General features: G+C 59.4%; 25 protein-coding genes and 2 pseudogenes. 14 read left to right on the plus strand and 13 right to left on the minus strand.

The features are described from left to right. The first annotated feature begins 96 nt into the window (after positions 1-96). Positions 97-1,857, plus strand: a complete 1,761-nt coding sequence (locus JMY28_RS26885) for a proton-conducting transporter transmembrane domain-containing protein (protein WP_236597057.1) — start codon at positions 97-99, stop codon at positions 1,855-1,857. Positions 1,858-1,983: 126 nt separating this feature from the next. Here the strand turns inward: JMY28_RS26885 and JMY28_RS39560 are convergent, their stop codons facing one another. Continuing rightward, on the minus strand, positions 1,984-2,106 hold the full coding sequence (locus tag JMY28_RS39560; protein ID WP_407945544.1) for a hypothetical protein: 123 nt from the start codon (positions 2,104-2,106) through the stop codon (positions 1,984-1,986). Positions 2,107-2,156: 50 nt separating this feature from the next. Here JMY28_RS39560 and JMY28_RS26890 point away from each other — a divergent pair, with 50 nt between their 5' ends. Further along, on the plus strand, positions 2,157-3,143 hold the full coding sequence (locus JMY28_RS26890; RefSeq protein WP_201698935.1) for an alpha/beta fold hydrolase: 987 nt from the start codon (positions 2,157-2,159) through the stop codon (positions 3,141-3,143). A 62-nt stretch (positions 3,144-3,205) separates the two neighbouring features. Here JMY28_RS26890 and JMY28_RS26895 read toward each other — a convergent pair. Next, positions 3,206-3,395: pseudogene (locus JMY28_RS26895) on the minus strand (hypothetical protein). A 231-nt stretch (positions 3,396-3,626) separates the two neighbouring features. On the opposite strand from JMY28_RS26895, the pseudogene JMY28_RS26900 reads away from it, so the two are divergent. From JMY28_RS26900 to JMY28_RS26910, 3 genes and pseudogenes are all read left to right on the plus strand, one after another. Continuing rightward, positions 3,627-3,778: pseudogene (locus JMY28_RS26900) on the plus strand (IS3 family transposase); the annotation flags it as partial. Positions 3,779-3,840: 62 nt separating this feature from the next. Continuing rightward, positions 3,841-4,077 (plus strand): hypothetical protein, encoded by a 237-nt coding sequence (locus JMY28_RS26905; protein WP_201698936.1) that lies wholly within the window; start codon positions 3,841-3,843, stop codon positions 4,075-4,077. Positions 4,078-4,435: 358 nt separating this feature from the next. Then, positions 4,436-4,696 carry a hypothetical protein gene (locus JMY28_RS26910; protein ID WP_201698937.1) on the plus strand — a complete coding sequence of 87 codons (261 nt, stop codon included), beginning with the start codon at positions 4,436-4,438 and terminating at the stop codon, positions 4,694-4,696. Here JMY28_RS26910 and JMY28_RS26915 read toward each other — a convergent pair. Continuing rightward, entirely contained in the window at positions 4,683-5,165 is a 483-nt protein-coding gene (locus JMY28_RS26915) for a hypothetical protein (protein WP_201698938.1), read from the minus strand. The genes JMY28_RS26910 and JMY28_RS26915 overlap by 14 nt on opposite strands. Before the next feature lie 195 nt (positions 5,166-5,360). Here JMY28_RS26915 and JMY28_RS26920 point away from each other — a divergent pair, with 195 nt between their 5' ends. Together JMY28_RS26920 and JMY28_RS26925 are read left to right on the plus strand one after the other, a co-directional pair. Further along, the gene (locus tag JMY28_RS26920) at positions 5,361-5,615 is read left to right on the plus strand and encodes a hypothetical protein (protein WP_201698939.1); all 255 of its coding nucleotides are present in this window, start codon (positions 5,361-5,363) and stop codon (positions 5,613-5,615) included. A 111-nt stretch (positions 5,616-5,726) separates the two neighbouring features. Beyond that, entirely contained in the window at positions 5,727-5,960 is a 234-nt protein-coding gene (locus JMY28_RS26925; protein WP_201698940.1) for a hypothetical protein, read from the plus strand. Positions 5,961-6,867: 907 nt separating this feature from the next. Here the strand turns inward: JMY28_RS26925 and JMY28_RS26930 are convergent. Then, positions 6,868-7,119, minus strand: a complete 252-nt coding sequence (locus JMY28_RS26930) for a DUF1488 family protein (protein ID WP_201699005.1) — start codon at positions 7,117-7,119, stop codon at positions 6,868-6,870. A 900-nt stretch (positions 7,120-8,019) separates the two neighbouring features. On the opposite strand from JMY28_RS26930, the gene JMY28_RS26935 reads away from it, so the two are divergent. After that, a complete protein-coding gene (locus tag JMY28_RS26935; protein WP_201698941.1) occupies positions 8,020-8,223 on the plus strand; it encodes a cold-shock protein in 204 nt (67 codons plus the stop codon). A 165-nt stretch (positions 8,224-8,388) separates the two neighbouring features. After that, complete coding sequence (locus tag JMY28_RS26940; protein ID WP_236597058.1) at positions 8,389-9,417, plus strand: S1 family peptidase; 1,029 nt, start codon at positions 8,389-8,391, stop codon at positions 9,415-9,417. A 70-nt stretch (positions 9,418-9,487) separates the two neighbouring features. Here the strand turns inward: JMY28_RS26940 and JMY28_RS26945 are convergent, their stop codons facing one another. Both JMY28_RS26945 and JMY28_RS26950 read right to left on the minus strand, forming a co-directional pair. Beyond that, the gene (locus JMY28_RS26945; RefSeq protein WP_201698942.1) at positions 9,488-9,784 is read right to left on the minus strand and encodes a hypothetical protein; all 297 of its coding nucleotides are present in this window, start codon (positions 9,782-9,784) and stop codon (positions 9,488-9,490) included. A gap of 2,105 nt (positions 9,785-11,889) precedes the next feature. Then, on the minus strand, positions 11,890-12,363 hold the full coding sequence (locus tag JMY28_RS26950; protein ID WP_201698943.1) for a PRC-barrel domain-containing protein: 474 nt from the start codon (positions 12,361-12,363) through the stop codon (positions 11,890-11,892). A gap of 345 nt (positions 12,364-12,708) precedes the next feature. Between JMY28_RS26950 and JMY28_RS26955 the strand changes: the two genes are divergently transcribed. Next, entirely contained in the window at positions 12,709-14,001 is a 1,293-nt protein-coding gene (locus JMY28_RS26955) for an NRAMP family divalent metal transporter (protein WP_201698944.1), read from the plus strand. 83 nt (positions 14,002-14,084) lie between these two features. Here JMY28_RS26955 and JMY28_RS26960 read toward each other — a convergent pair whose 3' ends face one another. After that, on the minus strand, positions 14,085-16,028 hold the full coding sequence (locus JMY28_RS26960; protein ID WP_201698945.1) for an AI-2E family transporter: 1,944 nt from the start codon (positions 16,026-16,028) through the stop codon (positions 14,085-14,087). A 235-nt stretch (positions 16,029-16,263) separates the two neighbouring features. Here JMY28_RS26960 and JMY28_RS26965 point away from each other — a divergent pair, with 235 nt between their 5' ends. Further along, complete coding sequence (locus tag JMY28_RS26965; protein ID WP_201698946.1) at positions 16,264-18,075, plus strand: ABC transporter ATP-binding protein; 1,812 nt, start codon at positions 16,264-16,266, stop codon at positions 18,073-18,075. 952 nt (positions 18,076-19,027) lie between these two features. On the opposite strand, the gene JMY28_RS39045 is transcribed toward JMY28_RS26965, so the two are convergent. Then, the gene (locus JMY28_RS39045) at positions 19,028-19,246 is read right to left on the minus strand and encodes a hypothetical protein (RefSeq protein WP_236597063.1); all 219 of its coding nucleotides are present in this window, start codon (positions 19,244-19,246) and stop codon (positions 19,028-19,030) included. A 187-nt stretch (positions 19,247-19,433) separates the two neighbouring features. Further along, entirely contained in the window at positions 19,434-19,637 is a 204-nt protein-coding gene (locus JMY28_RS26970; RefSeq protein ID WP_028207638.1) for a cold-shock protein, read from the minus strand. 536 nt (positions 19,638-20,173) lie between these two features. Here JMY28_RS26970 and rpoD point away from each other — a divergent pair. From rpoD to JMY28_RS26985, 3 genes are all read left to right on the plus strand, one after another. Then, positions 20,174-22,162, plus strand: coding sequence for an RNA polymerase sigma factor RpoD (gene rpoD, locus JMY28_RS26975; RefSeq protein ID WP_201698947.1), 1,989 nt, complete (start codon positions 20,174-20,176; stop codon positions 22,160-22,162). 332 nt (positions 22,163-22,494) lie between these two features. Further along, positions 22,495-22,782 (plus strand): type 2 periplasmic-binding domain-containing protein, encoded by a 288-nt coding sequence (locus JMY28_RS26980; protein ID WP_201698948.1) that lies wholly within the window; start codon positions 22,495-22,497, stop codon positions 22,780-22,782. Positions 22,783-22,987: 205 nt separating this feature from the next. Next, positions 22,988-23,272: a hypothetical protein gene (locus tag JMY28_RS26985; protein ID WP_201698949.1), complete on the plus strand. Its 285-nt coding sequence runs from the start codon at positions 22,988-22,990 to the stop codon at positions 23,270-23,272. A gap of 91 nt (positions 23,273-23,363) precedes the next feature. Here the strand turns inward: JMY28_RS26985 and rpsU are convergent, their stop codons facing one another. The 4 genes from rpsU to infA all read right to left on the minus strand — a co-directional run bounded on the left by rpsU (position 23,364) and on the right by infA (position 25,080). Beyond that, positions 23,364-23,576 carry a 30S ribosomal protein S21 gene (gene rpsU, locus JMY28_RS26990; RefSeq protein WP_201698950.1) on the minus strand — a complete coding sequence of 71 codons (213 nt, stop codon included), beginning with the start codon at positions 23,574-23,576 and terminating at the stop codon, positions 23,364-23,366. Between the two features lie 189 nt (positions 23,577-23,765). Beyond that, the gene (locus JMY28_RS26995) at positions 23,766-23,981 is read right to left on the minus strand and encodes a hypothetical protein (RefSeq protein WP_201698951.1); all 216 of its coding nucleotides are present in this window, start codon (positions 23,979-23,981) and stop codon (positions 23,766-23,768) included. A gap of 232 nt (positions 23,982-24,213) precedes the next feature. After that, a complete protein-coding gene (locus JMY28_RS27000) occupies positions 24,214-24,504 on the minus strand; it encodes a hypothetical protein (protein WP_201698952.1) in 291 nt (96 codons plus the stop codon). Positions 24,505-24,813: 309 nt separating this feature from the next. After that, the gene (gene infA / locus JMY28_RS27005; protein WP_201698953.1) at positions 24,814-25,080 is read right to left on the minus strand and encodes a translation initiation factor IF-1; all 267 of its coding nucleotides are present in this window, start codon (positions 25,078-25,080) and stop codon (positions 24,814-24,816) included. Between the last annotated feature and the right edge of the window lie 55 nt (positions 25,081-25,135).

A 25,135-nucleotide genomic window follows, 5' to 3' on the forward strand; every position in this document is an offset into this window, starting at 1 on the left:
ACAGCTTTGCCAAATGGCACACCGCTTTATTGTCTCCCGGTGGAACTCGCCGGTCACCCAGTGGAATTTGGCATTGAGCCAGCGGGATTGTGGTTAATGGGCTTTGGTCTCGTGCCGGCGGCGTTCGCCTGCGGGTTGGGCTCACCGCTCGCCGGGCGCTCCGGGCGTTGGCACGCTGGCGCCGCATTCAGCCTGCTGGGGGCGTTGGGCGTGTTCGGACTCCAGGATGGTGCCGCGCTTCTGGTGGCGTGGGAGAGCATGAGCCTGGGCGGTGCACTGATGCTCATGGGTGAGCGAGCCGCAGAGAATGACGGCCGGCCAGTCCTGCTCATGCTCGCGTTGCTGGAGGTCGGTGCAGTGGCGCTCATGTTCGCCGTCGTCATGCTCGGCGAGGCAACGGGAGGAATCGGCTTTGCGCGCTTCGCAGCGGGTTCTGAGTCGTTGAGCAGCCCCGTTTCGTGGCTCGCGGGCGTCGCCTTATTGATTGGCTTCGGTGCGAAGCTCGGCCTGTTGCCCTTTTACGAATGGTTTCCACGTGCTTACGCGAGTGGGAGCGGTGCAACCGGGGCGGTGTTTTCAGGCGTTGTACTCAACGCTGCGTATTTCGCTTTGAGCCGCGCGTGGAATGACTGGCTAAACGTGTCGGTTCAGGGCGACACGGCGTTTGGACTTGGTGTGATTGCGATTGCACTCGGCGTCGTCAGTGCGATTCTCGCTGTGCTTTTCGCGTTTCAACAGGACGACTGGCGCTCACTACTCAGCTATTCGTCGGCAGAGAACGCGTCGGTGGCGGTCGTCATGTTGGGCGTGACGCAACTGTTCCGCTCCAACCAGTTCGGCGACCTCGCCGGCCTCGCGTGGACCGTCGCATTGTTGCATCTTGCGGGGCACGCGCTTGCCAAGGGAGCGTTGTTTCTCACGGCGGACGGTATCTTCGCAGCGTGCGGTAGCTACGACATCGTTGCGCGTGGATGGCTGCGGCGCAGTGGTTTCCTTCTTGGACTTGGCGCTGTCTTCTCGGTGATGAGTCTCTCTTCGGTACCACCACAGGCGGGGTTCGTCAGCGAATGGTACGTGTTCCAGACGGTCTTCCAGGGGTTCCACCTTGCCTCGTTCATCGGGCGACTTATGCTCGTGCTGGCAGGCGCTGGCCTCGCGCTTGCGGCTGCCGTTGCGCTTGCAACGTTCGTCAAACTGTTCGGACTGGGCCTGCAGGGCTTGCCCGACGTCGACGTCATGCCGCCCGTGCCGCGAACGAACGCAGCCGCGGTCGGGGTTCTCGGGCTTTGCGTCCTGGCTGTCGCGGTGGGTGCGCCACTCTGGCTCAACGCGCTCGCCAGCGGAGCGCAGGCGCTCTTTCACGTCGACATTCCGCATGCGATGGTGGCAGGATGGCTGCTCGTGCCGCTCACCGACAAATTCGCCTTCATATCGCCATCGAAGCTGATTCTAGCGATGCCGCTGCTTGCATTGCTACCGCTGGCGCTCCTTTGGCTGACGAGGCGGCGCGGAGTTCGTCGTGTGCCGGTATGGTATGGGGGCATGACGGCGCATGGCCGCGACGCCATGACAACTGCATTGACGTTCTCCAACGCCATGCGGACCTTCTACAGCTTCGTCTATCAACCGACGAACAGCGCCATGCGCGAACATGAGCAGCGCGAGTATTTCGTCAAGCGATTGGTGTTTTCGTCCGGGGTGACAGACTTGTTCGAGCGCCACCTGTTCGAGCCGGCTATTCGATTTGTGAACGTTTGCGCCCAGCGCCTGCGCGCGCTTCAATCTGGCAACCTCAATTTCTATCTCGCGCTAATCGGCGCTTTGCTGGTCGCAATTCTCTTTCTTACGCTTCTGTAGCGCCTTAATGGCGGTACCGCACCTCGCGCGCTGCCTGCTGCTCTCGGGCATACTGGGTTCACTGGCGGGTAGCGCATCCGCCTTGGTCCCCTATGCGCTTAACCGCACGACCGGCATCCGCGCTGCTCATGTCTGGCTGCTCTGGCTTTTGCCGCCGGTTTTATGACCGGTTGTTTTTTTCACCGTGTGGGCGAACCGGTCGAAGGCGGAAACAACGACCGGTGTGGTTGAAGCATTGCCGTGCTGCATTCACAACGATCGCCAGGCGTTTCCCCATCGTTTGAGACGAGGTCGACTCCATGATGAACGGGCTGCAACAGCAATTCGCGTACGTCAACGGCATCCGGATGCACTATGTCGAAAAAGGCACGGGCCCACTCGTGCTGCTTTGCCACGGCTGGCCGGAGTCCTGGTACGTGTGGCGCTGGCAAATAGAGGCGCTAGCGGCTGCAGGTTATCGCACGGTTGCGCCGGACCAGCGCGGATATGGGCTCACCGATGCCCCCGATTCCATCGAGGCTTACGATATTCTGAACCTGGTCGGTGACGTGGTTGGCCTCGTCAAGTCTCTGGGTGAAGAGCAGGCGATTCTGATCGGGCATGACTGGGGTGCTGCCGTCGCTGCTTACGCTGCGCTGCTGCGTCCCGACCTGTTTCCCGTTCTCGGCCTACTGAGCGTTCCTTACATGCCCCGACGTCCGGTGCGTCCATCGGTGCGCTTTGCGCAGATCACGCAGGAGTGTCACTTCTATCAGGACTATTTTCAGTTGCCGGGACGCGTCGAGCGTGAGCTGGAAGAAGATATCCGCCGTTCGATGCTTGGCATTCTGTACACGGCGTCGGGAGACGCGGCGGTGAAAGGGCAGTTGGCCAATTTCGCGACCTTTCCCAAATCGACAAGACTCGTGGACAACCTCACGTTACCTGATGAGCTCCCGGCATGGCTGACCGAGACGGATCTGCAATATTTCGTCGGTCAATTCGAGCGGAGCGGGTTTCGTGGGCCCATCAACTGGTATCGAAATATTGATCGAAACTGGGAGCTGACGAGTTTCCTTGACGGCGCCCGTATTGTGCAGCCGACGCTCTTTCTCGCGGGGGAGTTAGACGCAGTCGTGAAGATGGCGGCGAAGGACTACGACGCACTGGAACTCAACGTTCCAAACCTTTGGAAGAAGCATCTCATTCCGAAAGCGGGTCATTGGGTGCAACAAGAGTGCCCGGACGAGGTGAACGAGGTCATCTTGAACTTCCTTGCCGGGAGGGCGGCAAGTTCGAGTAAGTAGATACAAAAGAGCTCGCGCCGCTAGCGCCCCTTTTCGCCGGGCGCCCAGCGGCGAACTCCGCGTTAGTGTGTCGTAACGCTGACGGCGACGATTTCGTATCCGGGGTCGGCGTGCTCGTTCGCCGCCTTTTCAGCTTCCTCATAGGAGAGAAAGGATTTGGCCCCTTCAATCTCCGGTGCCATGCCAATGTCGCCGTCCTCCGCGCCAGCAGAGGAACTGTTCACCGGTCTTCACCACGTAGACTGTCGTCATGTTTCCCTCCATGGTTGTCGGGGGAATTCACAGTCTAGCAGGGCGGATGCCGCTGGGTCAGGCCGTTTTTCCTGCGTCAAAGTTAAATCAATAAATATGTGCCTTGTGATAAGAATAGTTATCTTTATAACCACATTGCGCGTTAGATCTTCGTGAAAAACTGAAGCCTGCTTGACGCCCTGATAGACCTAACAATGCTGCGGCTCATGACTATTAACGTGACAAAGCCAGAAGAACGAATCTTTCAACGGACGCTTCCGGGAAGCATGCCTCAACGCGCATGGGTTCTTGTCACTGGAGGGAGGTGCGCCCACTCTGCATTGCAGTGGGTTACACCGGCTGTATTCGCCCGCCTTTGCGGGACGGAGTTTGGGCTAGCCTGAATCATTTCTCTGTACGTAGTCACTGGCGGAGCGCATGATGGGACCTCAACGAGGAGCCCTGCATGCCATTTCACATCCACCGGATCGCGCTGTATGAGGGCTATGAGACCGATGTCGCGGTTCGGGAAGTCAATAGCGACGACTTCATCATCTCTTGCCAGCGAGCGCGAAAGCGAAACGGCGGCACGTGGGCGTTTGTCATCGTCAGAAACGCTGGGGGCTACTTCCCTAGTATCGAAGCCGCTTTTCATGCCGGAAACGCCGCAGTTCGAGCACGCATCGATGAGTGGCGCGCCTAGCATCACGTGCCCCCACTCGCCGGATTGCCAATGCGCTGCTCGTAGGGAGGGTGTGAACACGTCGCGCTCTGCGCCGCTCATTCTTTGCAGCGGTCGACCGGTGTACCCTAATCCACGTAGCAATCTCCGTCGCGGCCGAATGTGATGTCCCCAATGTCGGCTTCGGTTTGATGAGCTAAATCTCGCAGCAACGCTTTTCTGACGCACAGACCAGGCTGTTCAAAGGGAGCAGGTAGAATCTCGTACTCGTCTAACGATTGAGGGTCACGGTCAGGTGTTATGTGCGTTACCGCACATAAGAGAATTCGGAGCTCGTCGACGCTGCTAGGATGAACTGAACGTGTTCGAGGAGGTCGCCATGACAAGCCATCTTTCCGAGTTCAAACCGGGTATCGAAATACACGCTAACGTGCCGAATAATCCAGGCCAAACGAGTTTCACAGGCTGGATCGTGATCACAGATAAAACGCACGGCGCGCAGGTCAAAGAGTCCCGCGTGACGCCAGCCTGGGCGAAGCCTGCAAACTCCGTCGAAGAAGCCTGTCGGATCCTGGTTCAATTCGGGAGGGAAGTGCTCGAAGGCCGCGCCACTGGTGGCGATTTCGTCAACAACGGCTGAGGTCATATTCAGGCTGCCCCAGACAAGTCGTCGCGCACTTCATCGCCAAGGTGAATTGCCACCTTCGAGTGCACCGATTGAGTGGTTGAGGGGTTAAGCTGCCTGCGAAAACCCGCAGCACGCGCCTGAGGTAGCCCAGGAATTTGCGGGTCTCGGTCAGGGTCGCGCGCAGCGTTCCCGCGGCGGCGGCCGTGACTCGCTTCACATCGTCGGCCTGCTGAACGACCGGCAACTGAAGCATCGAGCCCGGCTGGGCGGCGGCCGTCATTGCCAGCTGCGCGGCCGCCCCTTGTATGGCGGGCGTTAGCGCGATTTCGATCACGACGGCAGGGCGCAGCGCGAGCAGCCAGGCGAAGCAGGCGAAGGCTTCGAACAGGGCGGCGAAGACGAACCCGGTTACAAACACTACGCGTACGGCGATCCAGAGCACGCACTCGGCGAGCAGGTCGCCACGCTGCCAGCTTGCCACGGCGCATAGACACACGCTGCAGTCACCGTAGCCGCGACCACGAGAGTAACGCCGGTCGCGTTCCTGGCATGGCGAGGCCCCTGCAATCGCGTCGACATATATGCCTTGTGACCGGCCCGGATTAAGCGCACCATGGACTTGGGAATCGTACTTTCGATCTCGCGATGGTCTTCCCAACTCTCGAGGGGAGGATCTATGGAAACGCGCCTCGACACCTTTAATGGCTGGCAAATGACAGCATCTGTCGAAAGTAGGCCTGCGACAGGTAAATCGCGCTACTACATCGTGCCACCCCTTGCCTACAAAGAATTTTCGATGGCAGAACTTCTTCATCCGGCGAGATTTCGCTACACCAGCGCATCGTTCGAAAATGCGGATGACGCGTTTGAGGTTGCATTCGGGGCTTGCAAGCGTGCCATCATGGATTCGATCAAAGCGCGCGGTCTGTAAAGTTTCAGCTAGCGCGGTATTACCCATAGATCCCCACAAATTCGATGGCTCACACAGGCGGCATTCGATATACGCCTCGCCCATCGCTTTACCATTGACGTGGACGCAACCATGAATCGAGTGGTCTCCTATCGCGGTTTCGAGATTCACGTGGCGTTGACTCTGGTTGCCGAGGATCTGTACAGCGTGACATTCCAGATCTCGGGCCACAATATCAGTCGCACCGGTCTGGACGGTGCAATCATTCCAGTCCGTCATGGCCCCTTCACCCAGCGCTGGGCATACCTGACTGCGGAAATTGCAGGTCAGGCCGCTATCGATGTGCTCATTGGGCCGGAAGCGTGATCCGGCCGTCTGGTGGTTATCCCGGTTAGAGAACGGTTCGATTGATCGCCATGCTGTCTCTGGAAAAAGGCGCTTGAGCCGTAAAATCGATTGATCAATATTCCAGGAATGGCTGTGGCGCAATTCAGCTACGGACACTACGGACACGTCATCTCCGTCGACGTTGACGAGGACGGCGATGGTGTGCGGTATTGGCGGTACACGATCGATGGGTACCATTGTTCGGAGCACCGCAATCCGGTATTCAAGAGTTACGAACTTATGCTCGCAGAGGCAAAACGCCACGCTGAGATCCAGGCAAATCGTCTCCCGCCTGCCGAATAAACGAGCCATCGCGGCTGCGAGTCATGCCGGTAGCGCCCTCATTGGCATTGAGAGACCTCTGCATCACGTTTGCATCTATGCCTTGTGACCGGCCGGGATTAGGCGCACCATGGGCTTGGGAATCGTACTTTCGACCTCGCGATGGTCTTCCCAACTCTCGAGGGGAGGATCTATGGAAACGCGCCTCGACACATTTAATGGTTGGCAAATGAGGGCAACGGTCGCAAGTAGACTCACCTCGAAGGGCGAGGCGAAGTACTACATCGTGGAGCCCGTGACATACAAGGAGTTCTCGGTGAGCGGCCCGCTGAATCAGGCAGTGGGGGCAAACGACGCTGGTCCGTTTGATAGCTCTGATGAAGCTTTCAGGACTGCCTTTAGAGGCTGCAGGCGTGCCATCGAGCATGTGATCAGATTCCGAAATCGGCGAAGCTCCAGGTAGATGTCAGCGCCGATGCAAACGTGACCCGAAGGGTGCCTTGGAATCGACCAGGTACCTTCGATCCATAACGGCGATACTTCGCGTTGACATGCTTCATCATCGGCTGAACGAGTTCCCTGGTTCCTCTGTTGACCTCATCACTCACGAAATCGTGTACCTGTTCTGGGGACCGCCGTTATAGACCGTTCGTGCGAGCTCCAGAATCCTGTCGCGGTTGCGGTCGAAGGTTGCGAGCACCGAGGGCTCGTCAGAAATCACCTCGGGGTTCAGCTTCATGAGCATCGCAGTGTCGATCAGAAAAGCAATCTCGCGAGCTTTGTCGTAGCCCCAGAAGCACACGCAGCGTCTGGAAGCGTCGTAGATTCGACTGGGATTGGGAAAGTTGAGCATCATTCCGCCTTTTTTCAATCTACCCTCCGGGACGGATTCAAATGAGTGAGGTAACCGACTGCCTGCGGTGGTGACGAGACAACCCGGGCCCTCACTATCGAACTGGCAGCCGTGGCACATACCTCATATTGAGCATGCGCTTTTTACCTCAGCGATACAAGCGGAATCGCGAAAGCGCCGTTTAGTCGTCTCCGGTCGCGCGACTGTCGACGCTCGCTACAAGCCTGAGATTCAGTGCGCCGTAGCGAGAGACCGTGCACTCCTCCACGCAGGTGGGCGGACTGCATTGGCACGCACCTGGAAGCACTGGATGAGACGACAATGCATTGAGATACACGCTTGCCTGAACCCTGCCGCACATTCGCTTGACTCAGAGCCCGTTGACGCGATCAAGCCTGGCGCCAGGATGGCATAAGCGATGAGCGAGAGAATAACGCCTGCGAGCACCGCGACCCACGAGACGCATGGTAATCCGGCTTGGTGGTGAGGGATTTTATGTGCAGGCTTTGATGATTAGAAATCCATAATATTTAACGCCAGATTATCGTGCAGGACACACAGCATCGCATTGTACGGAAAGGGACATGGTCATGGTAGAACGAACGTAAGTGGGCGAGCGTTACGCGCCATGGCAAGAGATCAGGCGGAATCTGCTTCATTTGGCTTTTATGAAAGGACACCGCTGGCGCTTGCATACTCGCGCGCCACGGCACTCAGGTCGCCGCTGTTACCAGAAATGTCTTGACCGTACCATGCGTGGTGCGTAGCTTGGACCAGGAACTCAGGAATCTGACTGCTGCTCATCAATAATCGCTCCCGGCGGTATTCGTTGTCCTCTCTCTTCCTTGATCTCATATCTGCGTTCGTTCGCGGACGGGTTTGTCTACTCATCAGGGAATCTCCATGGAAACCGGTACCGTCAAATGGTTTAACGACAACAAGGGGTTTGGCTTCATCACACCGGACGCTGGGGGCGATGACCTCTTCGCACACTTCTCCGAGGTGCGCGGAGAGGGCTTCAGGACGCTCGCAGAAAACCAGAAGGTCAGCTACAACACGAAGCGCGGCGAGAAGGGTTTGCAGGCGACCGATATCACGCCGCTTTGAGCGCCCCCCGATTGTTCGGGGACGCTGCGTCTGCAACCCCGCATTCTCTGCGTCCGCGCTTTTCGCGTCGCGGCAGTGCCAGTGAATGGCCGGCGGCGGTGCCCCTCGCGATTCCAGACAGCTTTCGCAGCGCATGCCGAAATCACCAGAAAGGCAGGGATGACAATGGCCACGATCGAACTCTATTGCAGTCCGAACGGCGATAAATGGTTGTATTGCGACGGCGCGAGTCAGACGGCCGTCGTCAGGCACGTGCCAAACGCCGCGTCGGGCGGAGCCGTCACGGACGTGGCCGTCGATGCGTTTTTTGCAGCAGGAGAATCGGGACCAAAGGGGCCGCAATACGATGCGTTGGAGGAAGTCCTCGCCCGGCCTGCGGCCGACCAGGCCCGGCGCGATACTACCGTACCGTCATCACCACCTCCTGCAAACGCTGTTGGCATCGTGCACAAGCCCGCCGCGGAAGCACTCTTGCTGAGCGCAGCCCGCGTGCGCACGTTCGCGCAACTGCGTCACATGACGAACGCGAGCGGTTTCTTTTTCACGCGCAACGATCGCCTCTTTTTTGTTACAAGTCGTCACGTTGTGATTGACTCGCCCAGCCAGCACTTTCCGGATCGTATCGAGGTGGAACTCCACATCGATCGTGACAACCTCGGCGCTTCGATCTGGTTTTCCCTGCCTCTGTACTCGGGGGGCAGAAGTCTTTGGCGCCAGGCGTCGGACGACGGTGGCGACGTCGACGTCGCGGTGCTGGAAGTCTGGAAAGACCGACTTCCGCCGGGCGCCGTCTTCGAGGCCTTTGGCCCGGAACATCTGCCGACGCCGGGCCACACGATGCCCGCTGGCGCTTCCGTACTCATCGTGGGCTTTCCGCTGGGTTTTCATGATTCCCTGCATCATCTGCCCATCGTCAGGCAGGGCGCCGTTGCGTCCGCGTTTGGACTGCGATTTGAAGGCAAGGGCTGTTTCATCACGGACGCGCGAACGCACCGCGGCACGAGCGGCGCGCCTGTGGTGACGAGCGCCGCGTCGATGCATGCGGACGGCTCGGCGTCATCGTTGCCGTGGATACTGCTTGGCATTCACTCGTCGACCGTCGACATGGGAGCACGTGATAGAGACCTCGATGAGAGCCTGGGTCTCAACCACGCCTGGTACGCCGACGTACTGATGACGCTGACTGCCAATTAGCCGGGTGGTAGCGCGAATCCGGTTGCACCGGTGGGTGAATCGGGTACAGGCGGGACGGTAAGATCAGGGGCTAGCTTGCGCTACTGGACGCAAGTTTCGTATCGGCCACGAGGCGGCGTATGACGTTCGCAGCGGCTGGGCGGTTTCGCCCTTCGAGTATTTGCGCCAGCAGCTCCATAAATACGGCGAGATCGTTATTTCCGTACCGACCACAAAATTCCCTCACAACGTCGAGGACAGCGGTTCGCTCGCTGGTGACGGACAGGGTGCTGGCGATGTACGAACCTCCGCGCGCGAGTTCGGCCATATAAAGTTGGCGACATGCGGCGCTAGCCACCCCCTTCGAATTTCCTTTCTTCATTTCCATTGTTCGCCCCCTTTCCTCTGGTCACTGCGCTCGGGCGTGGGCGCGGACTGTGTGTGAGCGAATCGTTCATCCTGATCTTTCGGGTAGAAGGACAAGCATCGGGTCGGTACAGTGTCCCTTGATGTCGCGAGCGACGCAGAAGGGTACGCGTTTTGGGGATAGCGGGCGCGCTCGCATCACGTCAGGCACACGGTCACGACAACCGTGCGGACGTCCAACTGGAGGGAGCGTCGTGCCGAGCTTGCGATTGTCGCTGCGCGGCACGCTTATTCATTATCCGATCATCGAACAAGTCGTTTCACAGCGCGTACGTACCACTCATGCCGGTTACCGGGGTACGAGATACGTTCGCGTTTGTGCCGCTAATTTTCCTGAGTTCAGCAATGAAATGAGACGCCCCTCATGTCTCTGCCACGAGTAAGCACGCGAAGCCGGCTATTTCTTTTTTTCTGGCTTGCTGGTTACAGTGGTTTTCGACGGTGTCGGCCATGCCCCCTCTACAGCAGGAGACAGCAATTTTTTGGGTTGCTTGGGCTTCTTTGCCTCGCGATTACCACGCAGTTGACTCTTTGCCATCATATTTCTCCTGTTTATTCAGTCGCGCAAGCAGCTGCTTGTGACCATTCTCGGCTTATCGGGGAGCGTTGTCGCGATTTATTTTCCGAGAAGGCAACGTGAGTGGATTGATCCAGTATCTGCGGACACGCGTCACGCCAAAGTCGATACGTGGGCCTGCGCGGGAACGCACACACGAGTGGGAATTTACTCCGTGGTGATAGAGCTTCCCATGAGAGCGCGTGGGAAACAATGTGAACAGGACGCGATTGCCTGAGTCTAGTTGCTGGTGCAGACATATCGCCACTTGCTGGCGTTGACATCGAGGCGGGCGTCACTATCACGGCGCCTTTGAGCTCTCTCGATTTCCGCCCTCTCCAGGGCAGCGGCGCGCGCCTTCTGCGTGCTGGCGAAGTCACTAGGACTGGTAGGTGAAACTGAGTACACTTTGGTTCGTACGCGCATGTCGATTCCAGAAGAATTAAAAAATGAGAGGCGAAATTGCGACCTTACGTCAGCGCCGTTACCGCGCGCCGAATGTCGGGCCGTCCTCAAGGCACAACCAAACTTCGTTATCCTGCAGATCACGGAGTGTCGCCGGGCCGATTGCTCATTAGAATCGTCCCTATCCGGCTAATTTTTAGAAAAACATCTCAACGGTCCGGCCAATTAATATAGGGCGAACGTGAACTGGATAGCGCAAGAAATGAATCGCCCCATTCTGCTGTCGGGGTCGTCATAGTGTTCTTTGGGAAGGCGTGCTAGCCAACAGGACTCGAACGACGTCGATGCGGATCCGGTGGCTACAAACACACCGACCACTGCCAGCGTGCGCTCTTTACTGCAGAAAAGCAAGTGCAATCGCAATGGTTAGCAGGTGATTCTCGGAAAAGCACTGCTCAGCGCCTGCATGTGTGTCGTTTCGGACTGAAGGCACGGCACATCGTCGCAATCTACCTCACTGTCATCGGGCTTCTTTTCCCTGGTCGTATTTGCTGAATCGGGCCGCGGCCGCCACCGATGTGTTGCGCGTTCAACTGCCACGAAGGTGACTCGGATGTGTGGTAGGAGTCCCCATCGATAAGAGGTGGCCGCGAAAATTAGGGCAGTCGGATAAGACGCTCGGGACCTGAGCCGACAATAATGTCGACGATGGGCCCTTGGAGATGACGAAGAGGACCCGAGCGGCCGAATCAATCGTGGTTGCGTACGCGAGCTCGGAGTCATCGGTCTAGGCGCAATGCAGAAATCAGCGTTACACGCAGGCAAATAGTTTCAAAGCGTCAAGGCGATTTACCGGTAAAAGAATATTGCCGACTCGATGTTGTCGAGTGCGGATGAATGAGTTCCTGACATGTCGGATCAACAGGTAAGTCTTCGCTCGCTACCGACGCCGGGACCAGCAGTTGGAATTGAACGGGCCAGCGCGTTTGCACGTGAAGTGTTGGAAGGGGGCGCAAGAGTCGCCGGCGCCGGGGTGAATGCAAAGAGCACCGGGCGAACCGGCGCTCCTGATGTTTTGAAAAGCAGGCGCGAGGGAATGACAACGCCTAGAGGTCCATCGGGTCGCGGGGAGGAACGGCACGGTCCTCGGGCAAGCCGGTGGCAGACCAGTATGGGCGGCGATGGTAGTAATCGTGCAACTGGGTTCCCCACGATACGTCAGCCATCGACGGCCAGTGGTCCTTGTCGAAACCCGGATCGTCCTTGATCGCCTGCGCCGACAGGTCGACCCGGAAGCACTTTTCGGCCGTGTCCAGCGTTAGCGCGCTCCACGGAATCGCATGAAGCGTGTTGCCCATGCCGAGAAAGCCGCCTTCGGAAAGAACGGCATAGGCGATGCGGCCGCTGCGCACATCGAGCATGATGTCGGAGATCTTGCCGATATGCTCATCGTCGGCCGAGATGACCTTGTCGCCGTCGAGGGTGGCTGCAGCCATGATTTCCGGGCCCGGGCCGGCACCCGCACCGCCGCCCATGATCTGGGCGCCCGTACCGGGTGATTGAGGATTGAAGGTGGTCATTGCATTGCTCCTTGGGGTTGGAGGAAACGTAAGCGCATTTGCCATGCCGTGAGCACCGCGGACGGCGGAAAGAAACATCAGGGCTGGGAGGCGATCACCAATAGCGGAGGGCGAATGCTTGATCATCCCGAACGGGTTTCGACGAGGTGAGCCGTCCTGCGATAAAGGAAGAATCGGCTTCGCGTTCGCCAATTGCAGAGTCGGGCATGCGCATTGCGTAGTGGGACTGGCAGCACGGACGCCGTGAGCGCGGGTCACTGTCGCGACAATCCACCCGCCCCCCTACGGCGCGGGCGGTACACCGATTGATGTGCATGGCCACCCGGCGAGGGGAGGGGAGTTCGCATGACAACCAACCTTACCTCGTCGTCCGCCCAGGTGCCCCCAGCCAGCCCTTGGCACGAGAAAATCGGTCCCGGGCTCATTACCGGCGCGGCGGACGATGATCCGAGCGGCATTGCCACCTATTCGCAGGCTGGTGCGGCATTCGGCTATGACATCCTGTGGACGATTCCGCTCACGTATCCGCTGATGGTTGCCATTCAGATCATCAGTGCCCGTATCGGGCGGGTCAGCGGCCACGGGCTGGCAACCAATATCCGGCGCCACTATCCTGTCTCGCTTCTCTATGGCGCAGTAGTCCTGCTGCTCGTCGCCAATACGATCAACATTGCCGCCGACCTGACCGCCATGGGCGCAGCCGTCAATCTGGTCGTGGGTGGACCCACACGCCTGTACACAGTCGGGTTCGCGTTGTTTTCGCTCGTCCTGCAGGTTTTCGTTCCGTACAAAAGCTACGTCAAGGTGCTCAAATGGCTGACACTCGCACTGTTTGCGTATGTGGGCGTCGTCTTCGCCGTAAAGATTCCATGGATAACCGTGGCGGCCCGCACTGTGTTCCCTCATCCGACATGGACTAGCGCGTATCTGACGACCATTGTTGCGGTGTTCGGCACGACCATCAGCCCGTACCTGTTCTTCTGGCAGGCCTCCCAGGAGGTCGAGGAACTGCGGGCGGCCGATGGGCAGCATGCGCTCAAGAAGGCGCCCTGGCTCGTTTTGACGAACCTGAGACGCATCGGCTCCGATACCTGGCTCGGCATGGGCTTCTCGAACCTGATCGCGTTTTTCATCATACTGACGACCGCCGCGACCCTTCACGCGCACAACGTGACCGATATACAGACCTCCGCGCAGGCCGCGACGGCACTCAAACCGATTGCGGGACAGTTCGCATTCCTGCTATTCAGTCTCGGCATCGTCGGAACGGGGTTGCTCGCCTTGCCGGTTCTCGCCGGCTCGGCCGCCTACGCGATGGCCGGCGCTTTCCGCTGGAAAAATAGTCTGGAACTAGAACCGCGTCTTGCGAAGCGGTTCTACGGGATCATCGTGCTGGCGACCGTCGTGGGCCTGGCGTTGGGCTTTACGTCAATCGACCCGATCAAGGCGCTTTTCTGGAGTGCCGTCATCAACGGCGTGACGTCGGTCCCGATCATGGTACTTGTGATGAAGATGGCGGCGCATCCGGGCGTGATGGGGGAACTCACCATTGCGGGTAGCGTCCGGGTTGTGGGCTGGCTTGCAACCGCTGTGATGGGCGTTGCGGTAGTGGCAATGTTTGTGCTTATGGCGGTCTAATGGACGACCCGCGCTCCCGTCAGTCCAATCCCGGACTCCAGGAGGCGTGCGGACCAAACCGGGGGCAGGTCATAGATGCGGCTTCAAATCAGATCGCGCGAAAGTCGGCCTGCGTTTGCAGGATCAGCTTCGACAGGTGCGTGAGAAGCCCATCCCTGGCGAGCGAGCGTTATCACCTGCCCGAATGATGATGCGGCCGTCGCGACGCCGGCGCGGCGTTCGGAGGTGTCTTGCGCATTATCAGACATGAAGCCGAGAACGAGCGTGGCTTCAGGTGCGCGCTGACGAAGTCGACGAAGCAGCACGCGAAGGTAAGCGGTCGACTCTTGCGCTTCGAGCGAAACGACGCAAATAGCCGTTGTGGCCGACAGGTCGACTTCCGCCATTCTTTGACGTGAGAATTGCGCGTAGCTCGACTGCCGGGCCGGAATGCCTTCCCTGCCAAGAAGCTGAATCATCGCTATTGCAACGATCTCATCCAGGTCACCTCTCCCGGCAATGCAAAGGACGTTTGTATCCGCGTATGTTTGGAATCCGAATGAAGCAGTCGCGGTAGGGGATTCTAGCTGCACCGCGGGTGACCGCGACACAGCTTTATTCCCGTCACCTGCCGTCGACGCCTTGACGGTCTCGTCGATGTCCTCAAGTCCGTCGATGATATCCGCCAGGGCTTCCTTGATACGACCTAACTGGTCGGGAAGGATAACGCCTCGCAACATGTCAGCGCGCGCCAGTTGCAGCCCTTCCAGCATGACCGTGTCGTAGTAGTCGACCAGCGACATTTCAGCCATGAGCGATTCCGCTTGCTTGAGTGCCTCGTCAGGATCGTCCGCGAGTATTCGTTGATAGAAGTTCGCCGAGGCAGCAAGCGGCGGCCGATCTCCGAGCAATACCTCGAAAAACTCCAGTTTTTCGACATGCCTTCCCAGTATGACAAGACACAAGGTGAGGGGCGTAGAAAGTACAAGGCCCAGTGGGCCCCAGATCCAGCTCCAGAAGATCGCAGCGACAATCACGGCAACCGGCGAAAGGCCCGAATGGTGTCCATAGAGCACCGGTTCGATCACCTGGCCGGCAACCAGATCCGTTACTCCGAACAACGCCACCGTCCATAGCAGCATCGACCAGTCGGGGCCGGTCGCCGCCAGGCTGAGGGCGAGAAGCGCTCCGATCCACGTGCCAACGTACGGTACGAATCGAAGCAGCGCGGTCAGTACGCCAAACAGGACTGCGCCAGGCACGCCAATGATTGCGAGTCCCAGCGAGACGACGAGGCCCACACCCAGGTTGACGCCGAACTGCGCCAGAAAATAGCGGCTCAGCCGGCTGGCTGCTTCGTCCATGGCCGTGGTCGTGCGGTGCAGGTCTCGCGAACCAAACAGTCTGATTAGCCGATCGCGCAGGTCCTCACGCTGCAACAGGATGAATATCGTGACGACAAGAACGATGCCCGCGGTCGCGACCGGACTCGCGACAGACGACAGGAATTGCGGAACCAGTGAAATGGACGACGTCGGGGACTGCTGAATCGCGACAGGGGTTGGCGCCCCATCAGACGGCTTCGATAAGCCATTAGCACTCGCCGTGTTTTTCTCGCGACGCGGCGCGCCCCGGTTGAGAAGTTTCGATGCGCTACCGAGCAACTCATCCGCGCGCCCGATCGTCGCCTCCTGTACGCGTTCGATCTTTTTCTCGATGGCAACCTGATATTGAGGCAATTCTCCCGCGAGCTGTGCGAGTTGCGCCCCGATGAGTGATCCTGTGCCGCCCATCGCAGCAAGCGCAATGGCAACCGCTATGGCAACGGAAAGAACCCGGCCCAGCCTGATCCGTCGTAACAGTTCGACCAGTGGCGCGAGCAGAAAGCTGAGCAGTACTGCCAGCGTGATCGGAATGAGTACCTCACGCCCAATGTCGAGCGCACCTACGACAACGACAGCGGTGATCAGCGAAGTGAGTTGCCGCACATTGGGAGAATCAGCAGGAGCCACCTTTGCAGCGGCCATGCGGGGCTGGTTGGCGGCCATCGTAGACTCCCGGGAAAGAAAAACGAAAATACTTCGCCCGAACAGTCGCAAGCGGCATACCTTCGTACAACCCGCTTCGGCTGCGTTCTGGAAACGGATGCCGGACGCGCTCAGGCAGCGCCGGGAATATGACTTGCGCCGCCACGGCAGTGAGCACCTACGCGAGAACGAAAGTCGGGCAGTCGTACACAGATGCGCGGATGCCCCTCGATCACCGTGAGCCGGAGTAGCCCCAATGAAAGACGTCGGTGCCTCGACCGCTGGTCGCGCTGGGTCACGCATGCGCGGGCGAAGGGCTGCCATCCTCGCAGGCTACGCTCGCAAGCCCCTGGTGTTGCTTTGGCAATATGTCGCCGGACACCCCGTGGCCCACGCGCTGGTATTGGTGGCCATCGTTGCGGCCGTCGGGTGTGCGCTGGCATCGCAGTACGCGCTCAGGAATCTCGTCGACGCTCTGCCTGGTGGGCGCGCACATCCAGAAGTTGTCCTCGAGGCTTTCCTGTCCATCGTTGCCTTGCTGATCGCTGACGGCCTCTTTTGGCGCCTCGCCGGCTGGTTGAGTGTGAGAACCTTCGTAGCGGTGACGGGCGACGTACGCCGCCAACTGTTCGGCTACGTAGCGGGACACTCGCCAGCCTATTTTTCCAATATCCAGCCGGGGACGCTGGCGAGCCGTATTTCAGCCGCGGCAAACGCGATCTATACAACCGAGAACACAGTCGCATGGAAGGCGCTACCGTCGTTCCTGACGATGTTGGGCGCCATCGGCATCCTGGGTTGCATCAGCGTCCGGATGGCGATGGCGCTCGTGCTTGTCTCGGGCTGCATGGCCGGGTTCCTGTTCTGGCGCGCGAGCAAGGGCAGCGCGAAACAGCAGCAATTCGCGTCGCTTGCCGCATCAGTCGACGGTGAACTCGTCGATGTGATCGGCAACATGTCTACGGTGAAAATGTTCGTGGGCGTCCAGTATGAAAGTGTGCGCTTCGGCTCGATCCTCGATCAAGAAATGACGTCGCGTCAAATCAGCCTGCGCTACCTGGAAAAGCTTCGCCTGGTCCATTCTGTCGCAACGCTACTGCTTTCCGCCGGGCTGCTTGCCTGGGTGATCTGGTTATGGACGCGGGGGCAAGCCACGACGGGAGATGTCGTTCTCGTCAGTTCACTTGGGTTTGCCATCCTTCATGGCGCCCGTGATCTCGCAGGTGCGCTCGTGGACACGACCCAGCATGTTGCGCGGCTCGCCGATGCCGCAAGTGCGTTGCTCGTGATGCGGGAGATGGACCAGCCGGCCGGCATGCGGGCACTCGAGCTTCGTGACGCAAACATCGATTTTGAGAACGTCACTTTTGCGTACCCTGGCCGCAGGCCTGTTCTCGACCATTTCAGTGTGCATATCGATGCCGGCCAGCGCGTCGGTCTAGTTGGGCCATCAGGCGCCGGCAAAAGCACGGTGCTCGCGCTTTTGCAACGCGCCTTCGACCCACCGCGCGGTTCTGGGGCGGTCTGCATTTCGGGGCAGCGCTTGTGCGACGTAAGCCTGGCGAGCCTGCACGAGGCGATTGGCGTGGTACCTCAGGAGATATCGCTTTTTAACCGCTCGCTGTTCGACAACCTCCGTTACGGTCGCCCGGACGCGACAGAAGACGACGTGCTGCGCGCGTGCGAGTTCGCAAACTGTCTTGATGTCGTTCGTTCGCTGCCGGAAGGTTTGCAAACGATGGTGGGCGAACGGGGCTCGCGCCTGTCGGGTGGACAACGACAGCGCATCGCGATCGCCCGGGCGTTCCTCAAGAATGCGCCAATACTGCTGCTTGATGAGGCGACGTCCGCGCTCGACAGTGAATCGGAGGCACTCGTTCAGGTGGGTCTGGACGCGCTGATGAAGGGGCGCACTGTCGTGGCCATCGCGCACCGGCTCTCGACTCTCCAGAATTTCGACCGCATTGTGATCATCCAGCACGGTCGGCTGGTTGATGACGGGGCGCCGCTCGAACTGGCGGGGCGCCCCGGCATCTATCGCGATGTGCTGCTAAGCGGCGAACGCTAGCCCGACGCTTCATCAGATATGGGGCGGTGATGGAATGTCGACGGATTCGATGGCATCCCGATCCCCAGGCTGATTCGAACACGTAACGGCGCATCGATAAGGGTGGCGCGGCGTGTTTAGCCAACGAGAATGACGGCAGCGCGCAGCATAAACAACGAAAGCGCGAATAGCGTTACTCCAAACGCGACGAGCAGACGGCTTCCTGGCTTCGCGCTCGCTGCTGTGCGCTGGAGACTTGTGCGCGGGCGCTCCGATAATCCATTGAACATTGCCGCAGGAATTCCGCCGAAGGGCGTGGGACGTTTACGCTCCGCGATTAGTGGCACCGCCCCAGATATTTGCTCACAACAAATTCTGCAGACACTTCGCGGTGTGTTTCGCTTATGGCGATTACGCCGTTGTGCGCCGTACGAGGCTCCCAGTCGACACCAATGGCGTCTTCACCCCGGCCGTTCCGCGGTACAAGAAATATGCGCAGGCCTGCACTGTAGCAATCGTGATCCGGGAGGCGCCGGTTGATCTCATCGACGAATTCCTCGGGACTTATGACTGGCTTTTGCACGACGCGCCTCCTTCGGAACTGCCCCATCGTAGCACGTTGAGTTAGTCTCGTCGCTGCGCAACGCGGGCCCGGATCGGCTGAAAGCGTGACTACGATAGTTGAGTATTACGCTGCGCATGTACCGCGGCGCTGGAAGACGAAACAGGCGGTGGGTAGGCGCGTGCCGACCGATTTGCAGGATCTCTTCTTTGTGGAATATACGGACTGCAAATTAATACACAAGACCGATTCTCGGCGGTCAAATTTGTAAGGAACGTGCGAACCGAAGCCACCGGTGATACGGTGGTCTGGCGGAACTCGATGCGCGTGCCGACGCGATTCCCTATGCGGTAGAGATGGCAGAGCAATGGGTCGGCGCCTGCCTGTCGAATGCCTGTTGCCGACACGCGACTAGCCCCGCGTGTCGATCCAGTCGCGGCCCCACTGATCTGAAAAGCGCAGGGCTTGACATTCTGCGGGGAAATAGCCGAACGAATAGAACTCGTAACGCGAACGTTCTTCGCGGTCGCCCGGGCGTGTAAGTGTGAGGTTCGAAGAAAAACGACCGTCGGGAAGACGGTGAGCCGAGGGCCTGATCGCGTAAACGCGGTAGCGCCTGGGCGACAGGATTCTGCGCTATTGGTTTTTAGAAAAGCGGGAACCGATCATCTCGCCTGAAGAGACTGGACGAACGGGATATTGGGCATCACAGGCGGGCGGCTGGCAGTTTCGCCAACCTGACACGAGATGACCAGCGGATCCCGTTTCGGCAGAGAGTCGGCGGTGCCGCCATCGCGGCGGCACAAGCGCAGGTGACTTACAGCGGGGTGATGTTGGATGCCTGCATGCCCTTGGGGCCGCGCTTCGTTTCGTAGCTGACCTTCTGGCCTTCTGCGAGGGTCTTGAAGCCGTCGCCGCGAATTTCCGAGAAATGCGCGAACAGATCATCGCCACCCGCGTCGGGTGTGATGAATCCAAAACCCTTACTGTCGTTAAACCACTTTACGGTACCAGTGTCCATGGAATTCTCCTGAATATGAACGGATATAGGTGCGCGCCCGAAGAACGCGTAGAAAAAGGATCAAGGAGGGAGAGGGCAACGAGTACCGCAACGTGCGGTGAATGATGATCAGCAATCGCGCTTCTTGAAGACTTCAACGGACGACAGTACCGGGGAAAGCGATCAAAGTCAAGGCATTTCCGTTTGAGGCTGCCGCCGGCCCGCGTCGTGAGGGCCACCCTGTACCCAATGCCCGCAGTGGGCCGGATGCTCGCGCACGCGCAGGATGGGGCGTCGGGCGTCCGTGACGTTGCGTCGTTTCCGCCCTTTTCGCTACCTATCCGTCCAGGTCGAAGTTCGTATTGCACGTTGCGTCGCATGACGACGTCCGGTATTATTTAGGATTCCCCCCATTCTTCGCGATCCGGATCCCGCCTGGGGCATCCCAGCCTCTTTTGTCCGAGCGTCATTTCACGATTGCGTTTGCACCCCGACAGTCAACTTGATCTGCCGTCCTGCCTGCGACGATCGTCAGCCAACCTGTCGAGGAGAACGTATTGGCAAATCCAGTTCGTGACGATTTAGCATCCCCCGTGATCGCGATTGCACCAAAGGCCAGCCGCCACGCGGCAAAGGGAAAGCCCCGGGCCGTCGAAGTGCCGCGAGACATCGAGGCAATCGCACGACAGGATGAAGAGCGACAAGGCCAGATGCGCGCACTGATCGTGCTTGGGCGCGAGCGCGGTTATCTCACGCACGTGGACATCAACGATCACCTGGGAGACGACTTCGCGCAGACTGCCGCGATGGAGGCGATTGTCAGCACGTTCTGCGACATGGGCGTGTCGGTGTACGAGCAGGTGCCGGATGCGGCGACGCTCCTGCTGAGCGGCGCCGCGTCCGCCGTGGCATCCGACGATCAGGCGGTCGAGGAAGCGGAAGCCACACTGTCCACGATCGATTCCGAATACGGACGCACGACGGACCCGGTGCGGATGTACATGCGAGAGATGGGAGCCAGGGAACTGCTGACCCGAGCCGGCGAAGTCGAGATCGCGAAGCGCATCGAGTGCGGCCTGCAGGACATGATTCAGGCGATTGCCGCATGTCCATGGGTCGTGGCCGCCATACTTGCCGATGTAGACCGCGTCATTGCCGGAGAAATGCGTATCGATGAACTGGTCGCTGGCGTCGGCGACGATGTGAGCGCAAGCGCAATAACGCTGGACTCCGAAGAAAATGAAGCGGAACCATCCGTCCGCGGCGATGACTCGGATGGTGACGAAGTCGGAGCGGACGACGGGAACCCGGAGGCAGCGAACGCGGCCCGTCTCGAGCAACTGACGAACGACAGCCTCGCGGTATTCGCTCGCGTGCGGGCATTGTTCGAGCAGATACCGAATGCGCCTGCTACCGGGAACACCCGATCCGCAGTCGATGCGCGAGTGCGCCTGGAGGTCCAGCGCGAACTGACGACAATTCGCTTTACGCCGAAAATCATTGATCGTCTGTGTGCCAGTGTGCAGGAACAGGTCGCGGAGGTACGCGCGATCGAGCGCAGTATCCTTGAGATCGCCGTTGGCCGCTGCGGCATGCCGCGCGAGTCGTTTGTCGAATCGTTCCCGGGCCACGAAACCGACCTTCAATGGGTGAGCCGAGTGGCCGCTCATTCACGCCAGTTTGGCGCGGCGCTCGAGCGACATCTGCCTGCCATTCAGGCAGGGCAACAGAAACTCACCGACATCGAAGCGAGGCTTTCGCTGCCGCTGCAGCAGCTCAAGCAGATCAACCGCACGATGGGTGCCGCGGAGTCGAGAATGCGGCAAGCCAGGCGGGAGATGATCGAAGCGAATCTTCGGCTCGTCATCGCCATTGCCAAGAAATACGTGAATCGCGGCTTGCCGTTCCTGGATCTCATCCAGGAAGGCAATATCGGTCTGATGAAGGCGGTGGACAAGTTCGAATACCGGCGCGGCTGGAAGTTTTCGACGTACGCCACCTGGTGGGTCCGTCAGGCTGTCGGGCGTGCGCTCGCCGATCAGGCGCGAACCATTCGCCTCCCGGTGCACGTGATCGAGATGATCAACAAGCTGAACCGCATGTCTCGCGAAATCAAGCAACAGACGGGACAGAATGCGCATCCCGCCGTCCTTGCCACGCGTATGGACATGTCCGAGGATAAAGTGCGAGGCCTTCTCAGGGCCGCGAGGCAACCCGTGTCGCTTGAAACTCCGGCGGGCGACGATGCAGACGCGACGCTCGGAGACATGATTGAGGATGTCGCCGCGGGCTCACCGGCCGAGGCAGCGATTCACGCGAGCATGCGCGCCGCAATCGATGAGGCGCTTGACGGACTTTCGCCCCGGGAGGCCAAGATCCTGCGGATGCGTTTCGGGCTCGATACGATCACTGGCCACACGCTCGGTGAGGTAGGCAAGCAGTTCAACGTGACCCGGGAGCGGATCCGCCAGATCGAGAGCCAGGCGATGCGCACGCTGAGGGATCCCGATAACGCTGACAAGTTGCGGCCCTTTCTTGAGCGCTGAAAAAGCCAGTTGCATCGGTCAACCCGTTCCTGTTCAAACTTCCGTTCGCCCTCGGGGCGGCCTTTGCGCTTAATGGCAAGCGCTTGCTCAGCCGGCATCCTGGGCCCGGTTCTTCGCGCGGCACGCAGGCAGTGAATGTTCGTGTAGAGGTCATCACGTCGCACGCGGAAGGAGCGAGGCCGCTAGCTATCGTCACGGGGCAGGGATGCGCGTTGTACATCTCGCGAATCAGGTTTGACTCGAGAATTGAATCCGCATAGGGGTGTAGTCTACGCGTCCCCTACGCTGATCGTTTCAGGGTATAGTGAGTCGTTCCCCGTGGAGTGAGCAAAATGTCGACACAGCCGCTTTTTCTCTACAAGGGGTATGAACTTCATCCCCTCGTCTTTGCCCGCACGTTCAGTCGTTTTGACGGACATTCCCGTTACGCCGAAGGGTATGACATTGCGGTACGGATATCTCGCCCTGGGGCGATAGCAACCTCCGCAGCAAGCCGTGTTTTCAGGGTAAACCAACCGGACGCGCTCTCCGACTTCGGCACGGCAAGGCGTGCCGCCTGGCAGCAGGGAAAGGACATCATCGACGGAAAGGTGAGCGGGGCTTCGGTCGCGGATATGTGAGAGAGCGTTGGTGTGGCATCCGCTGATTTTGTCGGGTAGCGAGTCGCGCGCTCATTGATGGCCGATTCGACTGCCATCGCTTCAAAAAATGGCCGCCGGCGGTGCATCCTTCGCGACGTTATTGCCCGTTCGTCGAGACGCATCGGTCGGCCGCAGCGGCGCGCGAAACTGAGCGCCTCCATTCTTCCGAACTGGTACCGCCTCCATGCAAAGTGATTGCAACGCGATTCCGTACTACCTCGTTTTCCGCGCTGGCTGTGCACCGTATGTTCTGAACGCTAACCGCCATGTTCTGCGCCGCGAGGCAAGCCTTCTCCTGCGAGCGTTCGCAAGAGCCCGCGGCGCGCCGACCTCAATCGCCGACGACGCGTGGAACGACTTCTCGGGCCTGGAATCCGTATCGAACCTTGAGCGCATGGACATGCGGGCCTACGCACTGGTTCAAGGCGCTGAAAGCGAACATCAGCTGCGCTTACTGTCCGCTCTCTGACTGCATCAACGTGCGCAGCCAATGCGGGCGGTGAACTCATCCATTAGTGCGTACGTTGACCGGTCATGTCTGGGTGTCCCGGCGGCTTGGGTCAGTACAGTTTGCTGGGCGGCAATGACCGCTTGATCTGTTTGCGCAGTCGAGCCACGGCTGCGGCCTTTTTTCGCTTACGCTCCGCAGTCGGTGTTTCATAAGCCATTCTGGCACGCAGTTCCTTTAACAGGCCGGTGCTCTCAATCGAACGGCGAAAGCGGCGCAACGCGACTTCCAGAGGTTCATTCAGCTTGGGGATTACAGTAGTCAATTCTTTTCCTGGTTGTGAGTTCGTTCCGCACGCAGCGGACATGGTTCGAACTCCAGATCAGTTCCCGTCTTTCGCCGGCCATTCGTACGGAGTTCGTAGTCCTCTTTCTCATCGAGAAAGGACTTGGGGTCATCACTCTCGACACAAGCGGCCCGGACGTGTTTGCATGATGCCCCCGCGAGAGCCTCCTCAGCCAAACCGCTCGTCCAGCCACTCCCGTGCCCAGTTCTTCGCGCAAGCGATCGCGTCGTCGCGTACGTCGAAGGTCGCCAGATCACCGCTCAGTTGAACGTCATATTCGCTGCCGTCGGCGCGGCTGCAACTGATGCGCGCATGGGCCATATACTCGCCACCGGCCCGACGCGGGGTGGGGTCAATGAGGAACCGCGTTGAATTGAAATGCATTGCTTTCTCGTGTGATTCCCGCGCGGCCGCGAATGTGGTGAAGCACCGGTGGGGGCGACAGGCCTTGTTACGCGTTCAGAAGGGCCACGACATAGCCGGCCTCGCGGTCCGACTCGCAACCCGGCCGAATCAGTTCCAGCAGCTCACTTCTGCCCATCTTCGTCTTCCTGTCTGGCAGCATGCCTCACTGCGAACGTTTGCCAGTGGACCACGACGCTGAAGGGGCCGCGAATCACGGCTGCAGATCGAGCACACTCGTGTTCTCTGGACAGGTGTCGATGAGGCGTACTGCATAGGCAGTCGATGCCCGGCGTGCGTCGCCAGCGTTCTGGAAGGGTGTTCCCTGGGCAAGCCTGAATACGCGGCTGCGCGACGTCCCCTCTGAACTTTCCGGCTCCTGAATACGCACGGCGGCATCGAAACCTTCTTCGTAGTTGCGGCCGCCCGTTGCCATGGTGGGGCGATGCGGATAGACCAGCGGGTAAATTTCGAGCCCACGGTAGAGACGGAAACCTGTTGTCATGGATTGCCTTTGCAGCCGCATCACGACGCGGCGGATTGGAGAGGGAGTGCGAGCGACTGAATCCAGTTTCTACACGGGTGGCCGCAACTGTTCGGCCTGCGAAGAAAGTGAACGGTTCGAATCCCACTGTAAAGGCGACTTGGGAGGCACCGGGAACGGCCGTGGTAACGAGTTCATGCTACGCCGAATGTCGCCTTTGTACAGCTAAATTCCCGGATTCTCATCCCGGTCGCGCAGTGCCTGAGGCCCGTCGACAACGGCCATGCGCCTGGCACCATGCCGCAGCCTGGGTGCTCGTCCGACAGGTCGTCAACGACGGCGAAACGCGGCCCTTTGCGTTGTACCGCCGCTGCGCTCGTCCTTGTGCCGAAAATTGATTCTTCCTTTCGTGAGGTCGTACACCGAGAGTTCCAGCGTGACCCTATCCCCGGCGAGGATGCGGATGTGATTCTTGCGGATACGTCCGGACGCGTACGCACCCACCACGACGCCATTGTCGAGCGTGACGCGGTAGCGGCTGTCCGGGAGCACTTCCTCAACGATACCGTCGAGTTCCAGCAGTTCTTCTTTTGCCATTCAAGGGTCCTGGTTAGTTCGCCGGACATCGATACGCGATGCCTCGTCGAGGAGC

Origin of the sequence: Paraburkholderia hiiakae, from assembly GCF_904848665.1 — a bacterium.
Lineage (GTDB): Bacteria > Pseudomonadota > Gammaproteobacteria > Burkholderiales > Burkholderiaceae > Paraburkholderia > Paraburkholderia hiiakae.

Bases quoted from the DNA above. Each gene is read 5' to 3' on its own strand.
- JMY28_RS26885 (WP_236597057.1), top strand. From the start codon at position 97: ATGGGCTTTGGTCTCGTGCCGGCGGCGTTCGCCTGCGGGTTGGGCTCA.
- JMY28_RS39560 (WP_407945544.1), bottom strand. From the start codon at position 2,106: ATGCAGCACGGCAATGCTTCAACCACACCGGTCGTTGTTTCCGCCTTC.
- JMY28_RS26890 (WP_201698935.1), top strand. From the start codon at position 2,157: ATGATGAACGGGCTGCAACAGCAATTCGCGTACGTCAACGGCATCCGG.
- JMY28_RS26905 (WP_201698936.1), top strand. From the start codon at position 3,841: ATGCCATTTCACATCCACCGGATCGCGCTGTATGAGGGCTATGAGACC.
- JMY28_RS26910 (WP_201698937.1), top strand. From the start codon at position 4,436: ATGACAAGCCATCTTTCCGAGTTCAAACCGGGTATCGAAATACACGCT.
- JMY28_RS26920 (WP_201698939.1), top strand. From the start codon at position 5,361: ATGGAAACGCGCCTCGACACCTTTAATGGCTGGCAAATGACAGCATCT.
- JMY28_RS26925 (WP_201698940.1), top strand. From the start codon at position 5,727: ATGAATCGAGTGGTCTCCTATCGCGGTTTCGAGATTCACGTGGCGTTG.
- JMY28_RS26930 (WP_201699005.1), bottom strand. From the start codon at position 7,119: ATGATGCTCAACTTTCCCAATCCCAGTCGAATCTACGACGCTTCCAGA.
- JMY28_RS26935 (WP_201698941.1), top strand. From the start codon at position 8,020: ATGGAAACCGGTACCGTCAAATGGTTTAACGACAACAAGGGGTTTGGC.
- JMY28_RS26940 (WP_236597058.1), top strand. From the start codon at position 8,389: ATGGCCACGATCGAACTCTATTGCAGTCCGAACGGCGATAAATGGTTG.
- JMY28_RS26945 (WP_201698942.1), bottom strand. From the start codon at position 9,784: ATGGAAATGAAGAAAGGAAATTCGAAGGGGGTGGCTAGCGCCGCATGT.
- JMY28_RS26950 (WP_201698943.1), bottom strand. From the start codon at position 12,363: ATGACCACCTTCAATCCTCAATCACCCGGTACGGGCGCCCAGATCATG.
- JMY28_RS26955 (WP_201698944.1), top strand. From the start codon at position 12,709: ATGACAACCAACCTTACCTCGTCGTCCGCCCAGGTGCCCCCAGCCAGC.
- JMY28_RS26960 (WP_201698945.1), bottom strand. From the start codon at position 16,028: ATGGCCGCCAACCAGCCCCGCATGGCCGCTGCAAAGGTGGCTCCTGCT.
- JMY28_RS26965 (WP_201698946.1), top strand. From the start codon at position 16,264: ATGAAAGACGTCGGTGCCTCGACCGCTGGTCGCGCTGGGTCACGCATG.
- JMY28_RS26970 (WP_028207638.1), bottom strand. From the start codon at position 19,637: ATGGACACTGGTACCGTAAAGTGGTTTAACGACAGTAAGGGTTTTGGA.
- JMY28_RS26980 (WP_201698948.1), top strand. From the start codon at position 22,495: ATGTCGACACAGCCGCTTTTTCTCTACAAGGGGTATGAACTTCATCCC.
- JMY28_RS26985 (WP_201698949.1), top strand. From the start codon at position 22,988: ATGCAAAGTGATTGCAACGCGATTCCGTACTACCTCGTTTTCCGCGCT.
- JMY28_RS26995 (WP_201698951.1), bottom strand. From the start codon at position 23,981: ATGCATTTCAATTCAACGCGGTTCCTCATTGACCCCACCCCGCGTCGG.
- JMY28_RS27000 (WP_201698952.1), bottom strand. From the start codon at position 24,504: ATGACAACAGGTTTCCGTCTCTACCGTGGGCTCGAAATTTACCCGCTG.
- infA (WP_201698953.1), bottom strand. From the start codon at position 25,080: ATGGCAAAAGAAGAACTGCTGGAACTCGACGGTATCGTTGAGGAAGTG.